The sequence below is a fragment of the uncultured Senegalimassilia sp. genome, from assembly GCF_934630535.1.
GTDB lineage: Bacteria > Actinomycetota > Coriobacteriia > Coriobacteriales > Eggerthellaceae > Senegalimassilia.
In genome coordinates this window covers 261,959-277,644 of sequence record NZ_CAKTVU010000001.1, presented here as the reverse complement: position 1 = coordinate 277,644, position 15,686 = coordinate 261,959, and the positions used below count along the sequence as shown (strand labels likewise).

At 64.3% G+C, this 15,686-nt stretch carries 12 protein-coding genes; 6 read left to right on the top strand and 6 right to left on the bottom strand.

Features of this window, described 5'->3' with window-relative positions; genetic code table 11:
- Positions 1 to 64 precede the first annotated feature (64 nt).
- From Q0D52_RS01295 to Q0D52_RS01285, 3 genes are all read left to right on the top strand, one after another.
- Complete coding sequence (locus Q0D52_RS01295; RefSeq protein WP_294379650.1) at positions 65 to 988, top strand: LysR family transcriptional regulator; 924 nt, start codon at positions 65 to 67, stop codon at positions 986 to 988.
- A gap of 251 nt (positions 989 to 1,239) precedes the next feature.
- Positions 1,240 to 2,358: a 5-methyltetrahydropteroyltriglutamate--homocysteine S-methyltransferase gene (locus tag Q0D52_RS01290; protein WP_294379649.1), complete on the top strand. Its 1,119-nt coding sequence runs from the start codon at positions 1,240 to 1,242 to the stop codon at positions 2,356 to 2,358.
- 216 nt (positions 2,359 to 2,574) lie between these two features.
- Entirely contained in the window at positions 2,575 to 5,712 is a 3,138-nt protein-coding gene (locus Q0D52_RS01285; protein WP_294379647.1) for an ATP-binding protein, read from the top strand.
- A gap of 18 nt (positions 5,713 to 5,730) precedes the next feature.
- Here the strand turns inward: Q0D52_RS01285 and ung are convergent, their stop codons facing one another.
- Positions 5,731 to 6,462: a uracil-DNA glycosylase gene (ung, locus tag Q0D52_RS01280; RefSeq protein WP_294379645.1), complete on the bottom strand. Its 732-nt coding sequence runs from the start codon at positions 6,460 to 6,462 to the stop codon at positions 5,731 to 5,733.
- Between the two features lie 307 nt (positions 6,463 to 6,769).
- Here ung and Q0D52_RS01275 point away from each other — a divergent pair, with 307 nt between their 5' ends.
- Positions 6,770 to 8,158 (top strand): DHA2 family efflux MFS transporter permease subunit, encoded by a 1,389-nt coding sequence (locus Q0D52_RS01275; protein ID WP_294379643.1) that lies wholly within the window; start codon positions 6,770 to 6,772, stop codon positions 8,156 to 8,158.
- Between the two features lie 3 nt (positions 8,159 to 8,161).
- On the opposite strand, the gene Q0D52_RS01270 is transcribed toward Q0D52_RS01275, so the two are convergent.
- The 5 genes from Q0D52_RS01270 to Q0D52_RS01250 all read right to left on the bottom strand — a co-directional run bounded on the left by Q0D52_RS01270 (position 8,162) and on the right by Q0D52_RS01250 (position 14,125).
- The gene (locus Q0D52_RS01270) at positions 8,162 to 8,584 is read right to left on the bottom strand and encodes a potassium channel family protein (protein WP_294379642.1); all 423 of its coding nucleotides are present in this window, start codon (positions 8,582 to 8,584) and stop codon (positions 8,162 to 8,164) included.
- Positions 8,577 to 9,953, bottom strand: coding sequence for a chloride channel protein (locus Q0D52_RS01265; protein ID WP_294379640.1), 1,377 nt, complete (start codon positions 9,951 to 9,953; stop codon positions 8,577 to 8,579). Before Q0D52_RS01265 ends, Q0D52_RS01270 begins: the two co-directional genes overlap by 8 nt.
- A gap of 147 nt (positions 9,954 to 10,100) precedes the next feature.
- Positions 10,101 to 10,631, bottom strand: a complete 531-nt coding sequence (locus tag Q0D52_RS01260) for a hypothetical protein (protein WP_294379638.1) — start codon at positions 10,629 to 10,631, stop codon at positions 10,101 to 10,103.
- 268 nt (positions 10,632 to 10,899) lie between these two features.
- Positions 10,900 to 11,949, bottom strand: a complete 1,050-nt coding sequence (locus Q0D52_RS01255) for an inorganic phosphate transporter (RefSeq protein WP_294379637.1) — start codon at positions 11,947 to 11,949, stop codon at positions 10,900 to 10,902.
- 220 nt (positions 11,950 to 12,169) lie between these two features.
- Positions 12,170 to 14,125 carry a fructose-1,6-bisphosphatase gene (locus Q0D52_RS01250; RefSeq protein ID WP_294379635.1) on the bottom strand — a complete coding sequence of 652 codons (1,956 nt, stop codon included), beginning with the start codon at positions 14,123 to 14,125 and terminating at the stop codon, positions 12,170 to 12,172.
- Positions 14,126 to 14,370: 245 nt separating this feature from the next.
- Between Q0D52_RS01250 and Q0D52_RS01245 the strand changes: the two genes are divergently transcribed.
- On the top strand, positions 14,371 to 14,865 hold the full coding sequence (locus tag Q0D52_RS01245) for an S-ribosylhomocysteine lyase (protein WP_294379634.1): 495 nt from the start codon (positions 14,371 to 14,373) through the stop codon (positions 14,863 to 14,865).
- A gap of 33 nt (positions 14,866 to 14,898) precedes the next feature.
- Positions 14,899 to 15,615, top strand: coding sequence for a 5'-methylthioadenosine/adenosylhomocysteine nucleosidase (locus Q0D52_RS01240; RefSeq protein WP_294379632.1), 717 nt, complete (start codon positions 14,899 to 14,901; stop codon positions 15,613 to 15,615).
- Positions 15,616 to 15,686 lie beyond the last annotated feature (71 nt).

The following is a 15,686-nucleotide window of genomic DNA, read 5'->3' as shown; positions in this document are numbered from 1 at the left end:
CGCCACGTGAACCGATCCGGCGATATCCTACCGGGTCCCTTCCCTTCCTGCTAGAATACGGCCCATGAAACTTCAACAGCTCAGATACGTTATCCAGGTCGCCGAATCCGGGTCGCTCACCGCGGCGGCGGAGAAGCTCTTCGTCGCGCAGCCCAGCCTTTCCAAGGCGGTCTCGGAGCTTGAACGCGAGATGGACATCACCATCTTCACGCGCTCGCGCACCGGCGTCGTCCCCACCGAGGAGGGCATGCGCTTCCTCTCGCGCGCCCGCCAGGTCATCGAGCAGGCCGACCTTCTGGAAGGCGAATACAAGGGCACCGACCGCATCCGCCGCGTGTTCGGCATCTCCACCCAGCATTACGCCTTCGTGGTGAACGCGTTCGTCTCGCTCGTGCGTGAATACGACCGCAGCCGCTACGAGTTCTCGCTACGCGAGACATCCACGGCCGGCATCATCGACGACGTGCGGGTGCAGCGCAGCGAGCTGGGCGTGTTGTACCGCTGCGACTTCAACGAAAGCGTCATCTCGAACGTGGTGAAGTCGGCCAACCTGCACTTCGTGCCGCTGTTCCGCGCGAAGCCGCACGTGTTCGTCAGCCGCAACAGCCCGCTGGCGCGCCTTGAGCGCGCAACCCTTGCCGACCTGGCGCCCTACCCGCGCCTGAGCTACGACCAGGGTATCCGCAACTCGCTGTACTACGCCGAGGAGCTGCACATCGCCGAAGCGGTGGACAAGAGCATCGTGGTGACCGACCGCGCGACGCTGTTCAACCTGATCATCGGCCTTGACGGCTACACCATCTCAAGCGGCATCCTTTCCGAGGATCTCAACGGCAGCCAGATCGTGTCCATCCCGCTTGAAAGCCCCGAGCATATGGAGCTGGGATACGTCAAACGCGCCGACCGCCCGCTGTCCTCGGTGGCCGAGCGCTACCTGCAGCTGCTGCAGGAATACGTGAACGAATACCAGCGCGAAGCCGGCGAATAAAAGCGCCCGCCCTCGCGCGAGCCTTTCGACGCGCGGCGCAAGCACGAAACGGCGCGGATGTCGGCGGGCGGCGCGCCACAGGGCATGAAGCGCCTCGCCCGCCGGCACCCGACACCGCGCGCCGCCCGCGCGGCGCCCCCCGCACATCCATTCCTTTTAGCTATGTATATCCCTACCAAACCGATAGTTTTCTATCACACAGGCCTGTGGCATCCTTTCCCTCGCAACACAAGCGATGAAAGGACGCACCCATGGCCATCACCAACCCTCCCTACGCATATGACATCGTCGGCAGCTTCCTGCGCCCCGAGGCGCTCAAGCAGGCGCGCGCCGATTTCGCCGCCGGCACCATCACGCGCGAGCAGCTGACCGCCGCCGAGGACGCCGCCATCGCAAACCTGGTGGAGAAGGAGAAGCAAGCAGGCCTCAAGGCCGTCACCGACGGCGAGTTTCGCCGCGCCATGTGGCACCTCGACTTCCTGGAGGGCCTGCAAAACGTCGAGCACGTCGACGCCGAAACGTGGTCGGTCGAGTTCAAGGGCCCCAAGCCCAAGGGCGCTCAGCTGGTGTTCCGCGACAAGATCGCCTTCGGCGACCACCCGTTCCTGGCCCATTTCGCCAAGCTGCGCGACATCGCCGGCGACTATCCCGTGAAGCTGACCATCCCCGCGCCCTCCATGCTGCACCTCATCCCCTGCGTGCGCGGCAAGGCCACGTACCGCCCCATCGAGCGCTATGCCGACGAGTCGGTGCTCTTCGACGACATCGTGGAGGTGTACCGCGACGCCGTGCGCGCCTTCTACGACCTGGGCTGCCGCTACCTGCAGTTCGACGACACCAGCTGGGGCGAGTTCTGCGATCCGGCCAAGCGCGAGGCGTACGCCGCCGAGGGCATCGACGTCGACCAGGTGGCGAAGAGCTACGTGGACGCGATCAACCGCATCCTTGAGGCAAAGCCCGCCGACATGACCATCACCACGCACATCTGCCGCGGCAACTTCCGCTCCACGTGGTTCTCTTCGGGCGGCTACGAGCCGGTGGCCGAGGTGCTGTTCGGCGGCGCGAACTACGACGGCTTCTTTCTGGAGTACGACTCCGACCGCTCCGGCGATTTCGCCCCGCTTGCGCACATCCGCGACCAGAAAGTGGTATTGGGCCTGGTCACGTCCAAGTTCCCCGAGCTGGAGAACGAGGACGACGTGATCGCGCGCATCCACGAGGCGGCGCAATACGTGTCGCTCGAGCAGCTGCGCCTGTCCACGCAGTGCGGTTTCTCCTCCACCGAGGAGGGCAACGTGCTCACCGAGGATGACCAATGGGCCAAGATCGCGCTGGTGCGCCGCATCGCCGAGCGCGTCTGGGGCGAATAAGCCGCCAGCGTTCGCAACCTAAACCCGATGGATCGGGCCCGGACAACGGTTCCGGGCCCGATCTGCTTTGACGTGCGATGGTGCCTGAAGAGACGCTGACTCTGGAAATGGCAACGCCCTGACTTTTATGCACCTGCGCAACGGCCTAATCGAAGCAACCCCATGGTAGAATCGCTGTTGATTCATATCAGCTTCCCCACATCGCAAAGGCTTGGGATGAACAAGCATACCGCCAGCAAAAGCAGCCGGATCTCGCGCGTCCTCATGACGGCGCTCACCGTCGTGCTCATCTTCCTATTCTTCGACATCATGTCGCTGGTGGCCGACATCCAAGGCACCGCGCGCGTGGTGAACTACGCCGGCTTGGTGCGCGGCACCACGCAGCGCATCGTGAAGATGGAGGATGCGGGGCTAGCGCAGGACAAGATGATCGAAGCCGTGGAATCCTACATCGACGGCCTGCGCTACGGAAGCGATGACCTGGACCTGGTGCGCCTTGACGACGACGCATACCAGGCGAAGATGACCGAACTAGCCGACCGTTTCGCCGACCTTTGCACCGAAATCGAGCTCGTGCGCGAAACCGGCTACCAAGACACCGACATCATCGCGAAAAGCGAGGACTTCTTCGAACTCTGCGACGAAGCCACCGGACTGGCGGAGGAATACTCACAGGAAAAGGCCACTGCGCTCGACCACCTGGAGAGCATCGTCATAGCCGATATCGCGGGCCTTCTGGCGCTGTTCGCCATCGAACTCGCCCGCGCCCTGCGCACCGCGGCCTTGAACAGGCAGCTGCAACGCAAGGTGTACCTCGACGAGGCGACAGGGCTTCCCAACAAGAACAAATGCGAGGAGATCTTGTCGCAAGCCGAGCCCATCGGCCCCGAAAACCCCTTGGCCGTGTTCGTGTTCGACCTGAACAACCTGCGCATCATCAACAACAACCTCGGGCATGAGAAGGGCGACGAATACATCCGCTCTTTCGCGCTGCAGCTGGCGAAGGCGCAAAGCCCCCTGTGCTTCACCGGCCGCTATGGCGGCGACGAGTTCCTGGCGGTGCTGCGCGATGCCGACGCCGCACAGGCAGCGGCGCTGCTCGACCAGCTCAAACGCAACGCCGACGAGTATTCTCAGGCCCATCCCGATATGCCCATCAGCTATGCCGCCGGCTATGCGCTGTCCAGCGAATTCGAATCCCCCACCATGCGCGAGCTGTTCCGCCAGGCCGACAAGAACATGTACATAGACAAGAACAACGCGAAGATGGCCGAGGCGGCGGCGCGTCAGCGGCAAAACGAGCGCATCCTGAAGCAGGTTTCCAGCCTTGGCTTCCATTTCTCCAACTGCATCTATTGCGATGCCGAGCTTGATCAGTATCGCATCCTGCGTGCATCGTCGAACACGTTCTTGGCCGAAAACGGCAACTACTCGGGCGCCGTCGAGCAATTCGCAAGCACGTTGGCCGACGTCGAGCAACGTCCCACCGTGCGACGAGCACTGCAGCTGGAAACGCTGTGCGAACGCCTCACCCCGCAAAGCGATCCTCTCGAATTGGTGTTGCAAGGCCCCAAGTGGCGTGGGCGCATCACCATGCTGTACCTTGATGGTACCGAAGAAGGCGCGCTCCACCATTTCGTGATCGCCCTCGAGCCGTTCTCCGACGGCACCGCAAGCGAGAAGCAGCAGCTCTCCCGCTACTACGACCAGCTCAGACAATCCATCCTTGAGAACAGCAGCGGCTACGTGGACGCGCTGCTTGATTCGGCGCAGGCGGCATATTCGGTCGATCTGACCAACGACCGCCTTGAGCAGGTGTTCTTCGAGCTCGATTGGACCTTGGCCGAACAGGATCTGCATCTTCCCTGCTCTTATACGGCCTTTTGCCGCAAGCATGCAGAGTCCGTTACCGCGCCCACGCTGGAAAGCTATCGCCTCGCAGACTCCTCGGAAAAGCTGCTTGCGCGCTTCAAAGGCGGCGCGAACGAAATGACCATCGAATTCTGCGAGACGGGCGCCGACGACGAACTGCAATGGCTGCAAAAGGTCGTGCTCATGTCGCAAGACTCGCTATACCGCGCCGACACGCAAGACGAGGTCCCCATCGTGCGCGGCATCGTGCTGATCAAGAACACCTCGGCGTTCCACGAGCAGGAACAGGCGGAGAAACGCCGCCTTGAGCAGGCATTGCAGACCGCCGATTTCGAAAGCAAGGCGAAAACCGAGCTCATGAACCGCATGAGCCACGACTTCCGTACGCCCATCAACGGGATCTTGGGCATGCTCGACATCATCGGCGCAAGCGACGGCGACCCCGCGAAAACCCGCCAATGCCTGGACAAGATCCAGATATCGGCGAACCACCTTCTCAACCTGGTCAACGACGTGCTCGACATGAACAAGCTGAGCTCCGGACAAGCGGTGCTCGAGCAGGACGAGTTCGACCTTCTGGCGCTTACCGATGAGACGGAATCACTCGTTTCCGCCCAAATGATGGAAAGCGGCATCTCCCACGAACAGCACCTCAAGGACGTGAAGCATACCCGGCTTATCGGCAGCGACCTGCGGCTGCGCCAGATCATACTCAACCTGCTCAGCAACGCCATCAAATACAACAAACCCGGCGGGCGGGTGGATACCTACATCACCGAGCTGTCGCGCAACGGCGATACGGCGCTGCTCGAGTTCAAGATCGCCGACTCCGGCATCGGCATGAGCGAGGAATTCGTGTCCGAGCACCTGTTCAAACCGTTCACGCAGGAGCAGAACGGCGCGCGCACCCGCTATCAGGGTACCGGCTTGGGCATGTCCATCGTGAAAACGCTCATCGACGCCATGGGCGGGACCATCAACGTGCAAAGCGCGCCCGATGTCGGGACGGAGATAACCTTCACGCTGCCGTTCAAGATAAACGATAGCGTAGCGACGCGCCCCGAACGCGCGCAGGCCACCCCGCAAGCCAGGGCCTCCCTTTCCGGCAAACGCGTGCTGCTAGTCGAGGACAACGACCTGAACATGGAGATCGCCGAGTTCTACCTAGACACCGCCGGGGCGGCCGTGGTCAAGGCGTGGAACGGCAAGGATGCCGTCCGGATATTCGCCAACTCGAAGCCGGGCACGATTTCGCTGATCTTGATGGACCTGATGATGCCCGTCATGGACGGCTACGAGGCCACCCGCGCCATACGCGCGCTCGACCACCCCGATGCATCCACCGTGCCCATCGTCGCCATGACGGCCAACGCCTTCGACGAGGATCGCAAGAAGTCGAAAGCCGCCGGAATGAACGCGCACCTGGCGAAACCGCTGGATATGCAGGCGCTGCTCACCGCAGCCGGGCGTTTCTGCAGATAGGCCGCAAAACGGCGCCGCCTACCCCGCCAACACGCTCTGCCAGTCGATGGGTCGTTCGCCCGCTTCCTCCAATATGCGATTGACCTGGGAATACGGGCGTGACCCGATGAACGCTGGCAGCGTAGCCGTGGCACGGTTGGCTGAAAGCGGCGAAGGGTGCGTGCTCCTGAGCACATGCTTGTTGGCAAGCGATGCCACCGCAGGGCCCGCTTCCGCAGCCTTCCAAGCCCCTTCCACCAAGTCGATGGCGTGCTTGCCCCAGGTCAGGAACACCACCGGCTGCGGCACCTCCAGGCAACGGCGCACCACGTGGTCGGTGAGCACCCGCCAGCCAAGCTTGGCATGCGATGCCGCCGCATGCTCGCGCACCGTGAGCGTGGTGTTGAGCAGCAGCACGCCCTGCGCGGCCCACGAGGTCAAATCCCCGCGCTCGGGCACGGGGCATCCCAGGTCGGCAGCCATTTCTTTGTACATGTTGCGAAGGCTGGGGGGCAGCTTGCAGCCCGCGGGCACGGAAAACGACAGCCCCATGGCCTGCCCCGGCCCGTGGTACGGGTCTTGGCCCAAGATGACCACCCGCACGTCCTCAGGCGCGGTGAACGCAAGCGCGTTGAGGATGTCGTCTTGCGGAGGGTAAATGGTCTGATCATCTCGCATGGCTTCCACCTGCGACAACAGCGCCTGCGTGGTTTCGCGAACTTGCACAGGCGCGGCATCAAGCCACGCATTCACGTTCTCGTTCGAGCCCATAGGGCCTCCTTCTTATAGAGGGAAACACCGGCAAGCGGCGTTTTTCCGATTGCGCATCGATAATGCAAGCAGGGAGCGACGCCAAAGTGACGTGCGCCCTTAACCGCCGAGTACCGCAGGCCCGGCAAGCCAAACGCCTCCGCACCCGCGATTCCGAAGCTTGTTCGTGCTCAGCAACGATAGCCTATGTTACCCAGCGCATCTCGCCCACCTCGCTTCGCCATTCGATTATCATCTATCGAACGCTTTACCGACGGCCGTCCGGCGCTGCCTGCGCCCGACGGCCGAATGATATCAAGGAGATCGCATGGGTTTAGGAATCGCAAAACATGAGCTGAGGATGCTGGCGCTGTTGCTGTCGGGCGCATTCCTGACCGTGCTTAACGCCACGCTGCTCACGCCGGCGCTGCCCGCCATCATGGACGACCTTGCCATCGGTCCCACCACCGCCCAGTGGCTGACCTCGGGATATACGCTCACCGAAGCCGTGGTCATCCCGCTTGCGGCCTACCTGATGGGCCGCTTCACCACGCGTCGCCTGTTCATCGGCGGCATGACGTTGTTCAGCTGCGGAAGCCTGCTCGCTGCGCTGGCGCCGGCGTTTCCCGCGCTGTTCGCGGGCCGCATCATGCAGGCTTGCGCCACCGGCTTCATCATGCCCATGGTGTTCAGCGTCGTGCTGCTGGTCATCCCGCGCGAAAGGCGTGGCTCGGCCATCGGCGTGGTCAGCCTTATCGTGGGGTTCGCGCCCACCATCGGCCCGTCGCTTTCCGGCGTGCTCGTCGACACGGTGGGCTGGCGCGCCATCTTCGCCATCGTCACCGCGCTTTCGGCGGGCATCATCGCCTTCGCCGCAAAGGACTTGCAGCCCTACGGAAACCTGAGCCGTTCGAAGTTCGATGCGCCCTCCGTGGTGCTGTCCACGTTCGGCCTGGTCGGCCTGCTGTACGGGCTTTCCTCCTTCAGCTCCTCGAGCAACCTTGCGGCCACGGCGGCGCTGACCGCGGCAGGCCTGGTGCTCGTGGGGGCCTACGCTTGGCGTCAGCTGCACCTTGGCGAACCCATGCTGCGCCTAGACATCCTGAAAGTGCCGCAATACCGCATCACGATCATCATCGTCGCGCTTATTCAAACCGGCCTGATCGGCCTTCAAACCATCATGCCCCTCTACATCCAAGGCACGCTCGGCCTCAGCGCCGCCGTCAGCGGCATGGCCCTTTTGCCCGGAGCAGTCATCGGCGCATTCGCCGCGCTGCTTGCGGGCCGCATGTTCGACAAGCTCGGGGTGCGCCGCCCCACGCTCATAGGCACCGCCGTCTTCGCCGTAGGAGCAGCCTGCTTCCCGTTCCTGTGCGGCGATTCGCCCATCACGCTGGTGACGGCGGTGTACACCGTTTTGGCGGTGGGCATCCAATTCGCCTCAGCGCCCGTGAACACCTGGGCCATCAACGCGCTTCCCAACGACGCCGTCCAACATGCCCAATGCACCGGCAACACCATCAACCAGATCGCCGGCTCGTTCGGCACGGCCCTGCTGGTGTCCGTCTCCGCGGCAGCCTCGAACGCCTCGCAGGGAATCACCGGCGCACAGACCGCATTCGCCGGCTATCATGCGGCGTTTTGCGTCACGACGGCGCTCATGGCCTGCGCGACCGTCTTGACCGTGCTGTTGGTGCGCGACCGGAAGCGCCGCTGAGCGCTACTTCCCGCGGCGGTATTCCTTCACCCGTTTGCAGAATACGGCCAGCTCATCGGACGTCATCTCGTCGAGCCGCTCCAGATTCTCGGCGAAATGCGCGAGCGTACCCTCCTGGCGCTGCCGCAGCATGGCGTTGCAATAGCTGACCACCACGCCGGTGATGAGCGCGATGTAGAAGATGCTCACCACGCTGAGCAACACGGTGGCGATACGCGCCACCGGCCCCGCCGCCGTCACATCGCCGAATCCGATGGTGGAAACGGCCTGGAAGCTGAACCACATACCGTCGCCGAACGTATTGGCCACCGGGTCGGCAAGCCACACCGCCAGCGAGCACAGCAGGAACACGACGACGAACAGGCAGGTGATGGGGCCGAAACCCGCCTGACGCTCGATCTCCACGAGCATGCGCAGCCTACGCATGGCGCTCCCCTTCCCCGTCCGAAGAATCCGGGCCGGACGCGTATTCGGCGCCGTCGGGCGTGTCTTCCGCCTTTTGCGGGCTCAACGCCTGCGGCAGGGGGATGGCCGCGCCGATGGCGGCCGCGGCCAGCATCACGATCACGCCCTTGAGCGGGAAGCACATGACCAGCAGAAGCGCCGCCATGAGCGGCTGGCGCATGACCGCGCCCATAAGCGCCGAGGTGCACGCGGCAACGCAAAAGACCGCGTCGGCGCCGCTGATCTGGGCAAAGCCATAGCCAAGCGCGATACCCGAGAAGATGACCGGGAAGAAGTGGCCTCCGCGCCAGCCAAGGTTGATGCACGCGGGGGTGAGCGCCGCCTTCACGAAGCCCGTGGCTACCAACGCGCCCGCCGGGATGGCGGTCCAGCGCGCCATGAGCAGGGTAGACTGCGTTTCGCCGGCGAACATGGTGTAAGGAAGCGCCATACCGCAAAGCGCCAGGGCCAGGCCGGCCAGCAGCGCCTTGGCGACGGGCCTATCGCCCATGCGGCGCGCCAGCGCTCCAGTAGCGGCGCCCGAGGCATGGTAGACCCAACCGCACGCCGTGCCCGCAAGCGCCAGCGGCACCAACCACGCAAGCTCGCGCGGCCCCGCGTTGGCCGCCGTGAAACGCGGCAGACCGCCCCCGCCGCCGATCAGCTCGGCGAGCCCGAAAAACGCCCCAAGGGCGCCCACCACGGCGCACAGGTACACCGCCGCCTTGCCGGCGCGCGGCAGCTTGATATCCACCTCGTCTTCCGGCACGCGACCGTCGGCCGTGCCCGCAAGAGGCGCGGCGAAACCGTAGAGCGGGGCGGTGAACAAGGCTGTCAACGCCGCCTGCGTGCCGGCTACGGTCATGGCGCGGAAGTCGGCGCCGAAGCGGCGCATGCGGTCGCCCACCCACGTGCACAAACCGGCGATCACGCCGGTCAGGCCCGCCTCAGGGCCCACGCTGCCGCCGAACAGCAACGGCAGCAGCGCCGAGAGGGAGCGCTTGCCAAGGTGGTCGTAAGGGTAGCGCCCTTCGCCCTTCACCTTGCCCATGACCACGTTCAATTCCTCAGGGGCGAAGCCGACGTGCTTGTCGTACAGCCCGATGGCAAGGCCGCCGATCAGGCACACGATCAGCGGCCACGCGGCGAAGCCGAACGGTCCCGACGCCAGCGCCGGGACCTCCTGGCCCGCCGCGGCCCCGAGCATCTGCGGCAACTTCTCCCACAAAAGCCCCAGGCCGATATCCATGCAGAAGAAGAACGCCCACACGAACGCGCCGGCGATGGCGCCCGTGATCAGCACGCACAGCGCGAACAGCAGCCGGTTCGCCGGCTTGGCAAGCTTGCCCATGAGAACCCCTTGGCATCAAGCTGCGGGCTGGACGGGCGCGCAGCGTTGCGGATATGTCAGCCATATTGTAACCGTTGACCCGCCGGGCAAGCCAAGGACCCTCCCCCAACACGACAAGCCCAAGCCGCAAGGGGCATCTCAGCCGCCCTAGCCTTCGGCAACCTCAACCACGTCCGTGACCACCTCGAGCGGACATTGCGCCACCACGGCCTGGCCCCTGTCGCCCAAGTAGATCAGGGCCGAATCGCCTTCCTGCGGGGTCACACGGAAGGAGATGGTGTTGCCGGAAGGCGCGTCGGTGATGGCAATCTCTTCGCCGTTCGAGGTAGCGTTGCCCACCCAAGACTCGTAGGTGCCATCGGCTGCCCGCAACGCCAGGATACGTTGGGTCCCGTCGTCGGTGAGCGCGTAGTACACCGTCGCGCCATCATCGGTCTGGCCCACGTAAGCGTCGGTCACCTCCTGGATCACCTTGGTGACCGCCACGGGGTCCGCGCTCGTTGCCGCACCGGCATCGCCGCCCTGCTCGACCACGGCAGTCTCCTCCATCACCTTGCCGTTGTCGTCGTTCGAATCGCCGCTGCAACCGGCAAGCGCGCCGCCCGTTATGGCCAGCGTCGCCGCTATCGCAACCGCCGCCGATGCGCGCTTTGCGCCCTTGACGTGCTTCTCGTTCATATGCCGCTCCTATCGCGTCCGTTCGGGCCCTCTTGCCCGACGCCGCAGTATAGAAGCGCAGAAGGCCCGCAATCGCGCACGCCCGACATGCGTTTCCGCGCCATAACCGACCCGTTCACAGCACGCCGCCATCCCGTTGCCCTCCCGTTGGGAAAGGGGCGCGGCAGCAAAAAACCGCCTTCCGTCCCTGGTTGCCCAAAGACGGAAGGCGGTTCGAAAATCGATCCAGTCCGAAACCCCGAAAGCGCCGGCAAGCAGCGGGCGCCGCTTACGCCAGCATCATGAACAGCTTCGCCAACACGAAGCCGATAAGGCCGCATGCAGGGAACGTGATCACCCATGCCAGCAGCATGTTCTTAGCGATACTCCAGTTCACGCGCTTGATGGAACGGCTGGCGCCCACGCCCATGATGGCCGAGGTGTTGCAGTGGCCCGTGGACACCGGCATGCCGGTGAGGCTTGCGAACAGCAGCGTGAACACCGTGGAGAAGTTGGCCGCAACGCCCTGGTACTTCTCCAACTTCACCATGTCCATGCCCACGGACTTGATGATGCGCTTGCCGCCCACCACCGTGCCGGCCGAGATGGCCAGCGAGCACGTGATCATGACCCACATGGGGAAGCCGCCCGCATCGGGCGTGGAGCTGCCGAAGGAAAGCGCGATGCCCAGCATGGCAATGGACATGAACTTCTGGCCGTCCTGCGCGCCGTGCAGAAACGACAGCGCCACCGCGCACAGGTCCTGGATGGCGGTGAAGGCGATGTTGGCCGCCTGGCGGTTGGCCATCTCGAACACGCGCTCGATGATCTTCGTGAACACCCAGCCCAGCGCAAAGCCCGCCAGCAGGGAGAACACCATGCCATAGATGACTTTCACCCACTCGGAGGGCACGACGCCCGCCCAGCCGTTCATAGCCACCGCGCCGCCGGTGATGCCGGCGATAAGGGAGTGCGATTTCGAACAGGGGATACCGAAGAACCAGCAGAAGACGCCCCAACCTATGGCGCCTATCATGGCCGCCACCAGGGCAAGCAAGGCGGCGTCGGTATTTCCCGAGAAGTCGACCATGCCGAACATGGTCTTCGCCACCGCCGTGGAGATGAACGTCATGCCCACCAAGCCGACGAAATTGAACACCGCCGCCAGGCCGATGGCCGTGTTCGGTTTAAGGCAACGCGTGGAGACCACCGTCGCGATGGCGTTCGGCGCGTCAGTCGCACCGGACACCGCGGTAACGCCGATGATGAGCACCAAAATGACGAACAGGATAGGCTGAGCCATAGCCTGTGCGAGAAAGTCAGCAAACGTAAGCGCCATGCAATTCCCCATACTCCGTAAGAGCTGCGTCAATTTTTTGACGTACGCCTAACAATACTACATTCGGCCATGCGAGCGCTATGCCTTAGCCCCGGCTTCTTCCATCAACTTTTTCGCGCCACACCGCACCCGCACACGCGCCGCCCCGAAACGCAACGGTCGGGGCCCTGCCATGCAGCAGCGCCCCGACCGCGAAATCCGACAAGCGCCCGGACCGGCGTTAGCGCCCGCCCTCGGCGATCTGGCCGTCCCGATACGCTTCCAGCAGCTGCTCGAGATCCTCGACGCGGCGACGGATGTCGGCGCCGTCGTCGGTATCGGCCACCAGCGTGCGGTGCTCGACGCGCTCGACCACGCGACGGCTCGAGTGGATGTCGAGCTCCTCGACCACCGCCGCCTCCGCGGACTTCAGCGGCTCGTGCGCGGCCAGGATGAACTCGTAGGAATTGTCGATGAGCGTATAACCGGCAATGCCCGTGGTGGGCTGGTAGGCCCTCGAGAACCCGCCGTCGATCATGAACACGCGCCCGCCGCATTTCACGGGGTCCTCGCCGTCCTTGACCTTCACCGGCACGTGACCGCACACGATATGCGACGTCTCCGGGTCCATGCCGAAGTCCTCAAAGATGCCCGCGATCACGCGCTCGTCCTCGATAAGCGTGTAGAACGGGTTCTTCACCTCCTTGCGCGCGGCCTTGTCGGCGATGAGGTACAGCTCGAAGGTGGCCATCTTGCTCTTCGCGAACAGCGGGCTTCCCTCGCCCAGCCACAGGTACCACAAAAGGTCGCGACCGCGGCGGCTCTCCTCGGCGTCATGGCTGAAGAACGCGGCGCGCACGTAGCGCTCCATCACGTCGTAGAGCGCGCGGCCCTTGTAGCGGTGCCCGAACACGTCCACTTCCTTCAGGCTGCCGTCGGCGTTGAGCGGCACGCAGGCATGGAACATAAGGTTGCCGTTGCGGATCTTGTACAGGCTGCCCACTTCCAGGAAGAAGCGCATGTGGCGCTGCAGTTTCTCGCATCCGGTGAACGCGGCCTCCAGGCGGCACATCACCTCTTCCTCGGCCGGTGTGAGCGCGAAGGGGTTTTGCGGGTCAACCGTAGGGAACGCGCGATCGGTCAGCGGGTATTCCGCGCCGTCGACCACCACGGTACCCGCATCGTAATCGATCTTGTCCAGCAGCTTGCGGCTTTCCAGCCCGAACTCGGGATACTCATCGATCAGCGCCGCCTCCACCTTGAACTGGATGATGGCCATGGCCTTCTGGATCTTCACGTTCATCTCAAGCTCGGACGGCGGCAGGTCGGGGTTGCCCTTCAGGCCGAAGCCCACGCACGGGTCGTCGCGGTACGCGTCAAGGGCGAAGCTTGCCAGCGGCAGGATGTTGATGCCGTAAGCATCTTCCAAAATGGAAAGGTTGCCGTAACGGGCGCAGTTGCGCACCACGTGCGCGATGCAGCCGCGCTGCCCAAGGGCCGCGCCCATCCACACGATGTCGTGGTTACCCCACTGGATGTCCACCTTGCGCTGCGCCTGCAGCGTCTCCATGATGACGTCGGGGTGTGGGCCGCGGTCGTAGATGTCGCCGATGATGTGCAGCTGACTGATGGCCAGGCGCTGGATAAGCTGCGCGAGCGCCTCGATCAACGCGATGCCGCGACCGGTGCGCACCGCCGCGTCGAGGATGCCGGCATAGTACGCTTCCTTGTCCACGCCGTGGTTGTCCTCGTTCATCAGCTCCTCGATGATGTAGGCGAACTCGGCAGGCAGCGCCTTGCGCACGCGGCTGGCCGTGTACTTGCGCGCGGCGCGCTTGCACACCGCCACCAGGCGCGGCACCACCGTGGCGTACCAGGCGCGCTCGTCTTCCACGCCCGCCAAGATCAGCTTCGCCTTCTCACGCGGGTAGTAGATGAGCGTGGCCAGCTCGCGCTTCTCGGCCTCGGACAGCTGATCGCCGAACGCCTCGTCCACCTTCAGGCGGATGGATCCCGACCCGTTGCGCAGGATGTGGCTGAACGCCTCGGATTCGCCGTGGATGTCGGAGCAGAAGAACTCCGTGCCCTTCGGGAGGTTCAGGATGGCGCTCAGGTTGATGATCTCGGCCGCCGCCAGCTCCTGCGTGGGGAAAGATCGGGCCAACAATTCCAAGTAGCGCTTCTGATCCGCTTCCATGAAAACCTCCTCAGGTCATCGCACATTGATGGCACGATGGTACCGCGCGCAGCCCTCCCCCGCGCACCCGCACCGGCAAACGGCACAACCCGAACGCAGGCGCACCCCGATCGACGGCCCCTGGCGCGGAGTTTTTCTTGTTCGCGCGGCCGACCGGCGAAGTGGATTGCTCGCGGGCGGTACAATAGGCGCTGCGAACCTACGGCGACCGCGTTGCCGTTACCTATATATAGCAAGGAGCAAGCATGGAACGCATTGCAAGTTTTTCCGTCGATCACCGCGTGCTCGAGCCCGGCGTGTACGTGTCGCGCCGCGACGCTGACGCCGCCACCGGCTGCACGACCACCACGTTCGACCTGCGCATGACCGCCCCCAACCGCGAGCCGGTCATGGACACCGCCGCCGTCCACGCCATCGAGCATCTCGGCGCCACCTTCCTGCGCAACGATGCCGAATGGTCTGCCCGCGTGATTTACTTCGGCCCCATGGGCTGCCGCACCGGCTTCTACCTGGTGGCCTTCGGCGAGCTTGAATCCGCCGACGTGGCCGACCTCGTGCGCCGCATGTTCGCCTTCATCCGCGATTTCGAGGGCGAGATCCCCGGCGCCAAGCCCGAGGAGTGCGGCAACTACCACGACAACGACCTCGTGCAGGCGAAGTGGTGGGCACGCCGCTACATGGCCAACACCCTCGAGGTGCTCGACGAGGCCCACACGCACTACCCCGCCCTGCTCGACTAAAAGCCCGTCCCTTCCCCGATCAGAAAGCAGCTTATGACTACGAGCTTCAACACCATGGGCATTATCGGCGCCATGGACGTGGAAATCGCGCTGTTGCGCGAGGAGATGGCGAAGGCCGGCGCAGTGAAGATCACGCGCCTCGCCGGCATGGAGTTCAACGTGGGCACCATCGGCAACGCCACCGTCATCGTGGTGCAGTGCGGCGTGGGCATGGCGAACGCCGCCACGTGCGCGCAAGTGCTCATCGACCGCTTCGGCGTGAGCGCGCTGCTCAACACCGGCATCGCCGGCTCGCTGGACGCATCCATCAACATCGGCGACATCGTGGTGGCCACCGACGCGGTCAATCACATCATGGATGTACGCAACCTGGGCTACGCCGCAGGTCAGACGCCTGGTCTGGACACGCTCGCGTTCCCCTGCAGCCCGGCGCTGTCGAAATCGGCCGTCGCCGCGGCGTCGGCGATAGGCGCCACCACGCACACCGGACGCGTGGCCTCGGGCGACCGCTTCGTGCGCGACGACTTCGAAAAGCAGCGCATCGTCGAAACGTTCGGCGCGAAGTGCTGTGAGATGGAAGGCGCGGCCATCGCGCAGGTCGCATGGGCCAACGGCGTGCCGTGCGCCATCGTGCGCGCCATCTCCGATAAGGCCGACGGATCCTCGTCCATCGATTACCCCACGTTCGAGGCGCAGGCGGCCCGCAACAGCGCCGCGCTCGTCATCGCCATGCTCGAACGCCAAGGCTAGTTAGCCTCACGGTCGGTGCCGCGCGACGCAAGCGCTCCTCACACCCGAACCTAAGCCGCAACCGGGCAACC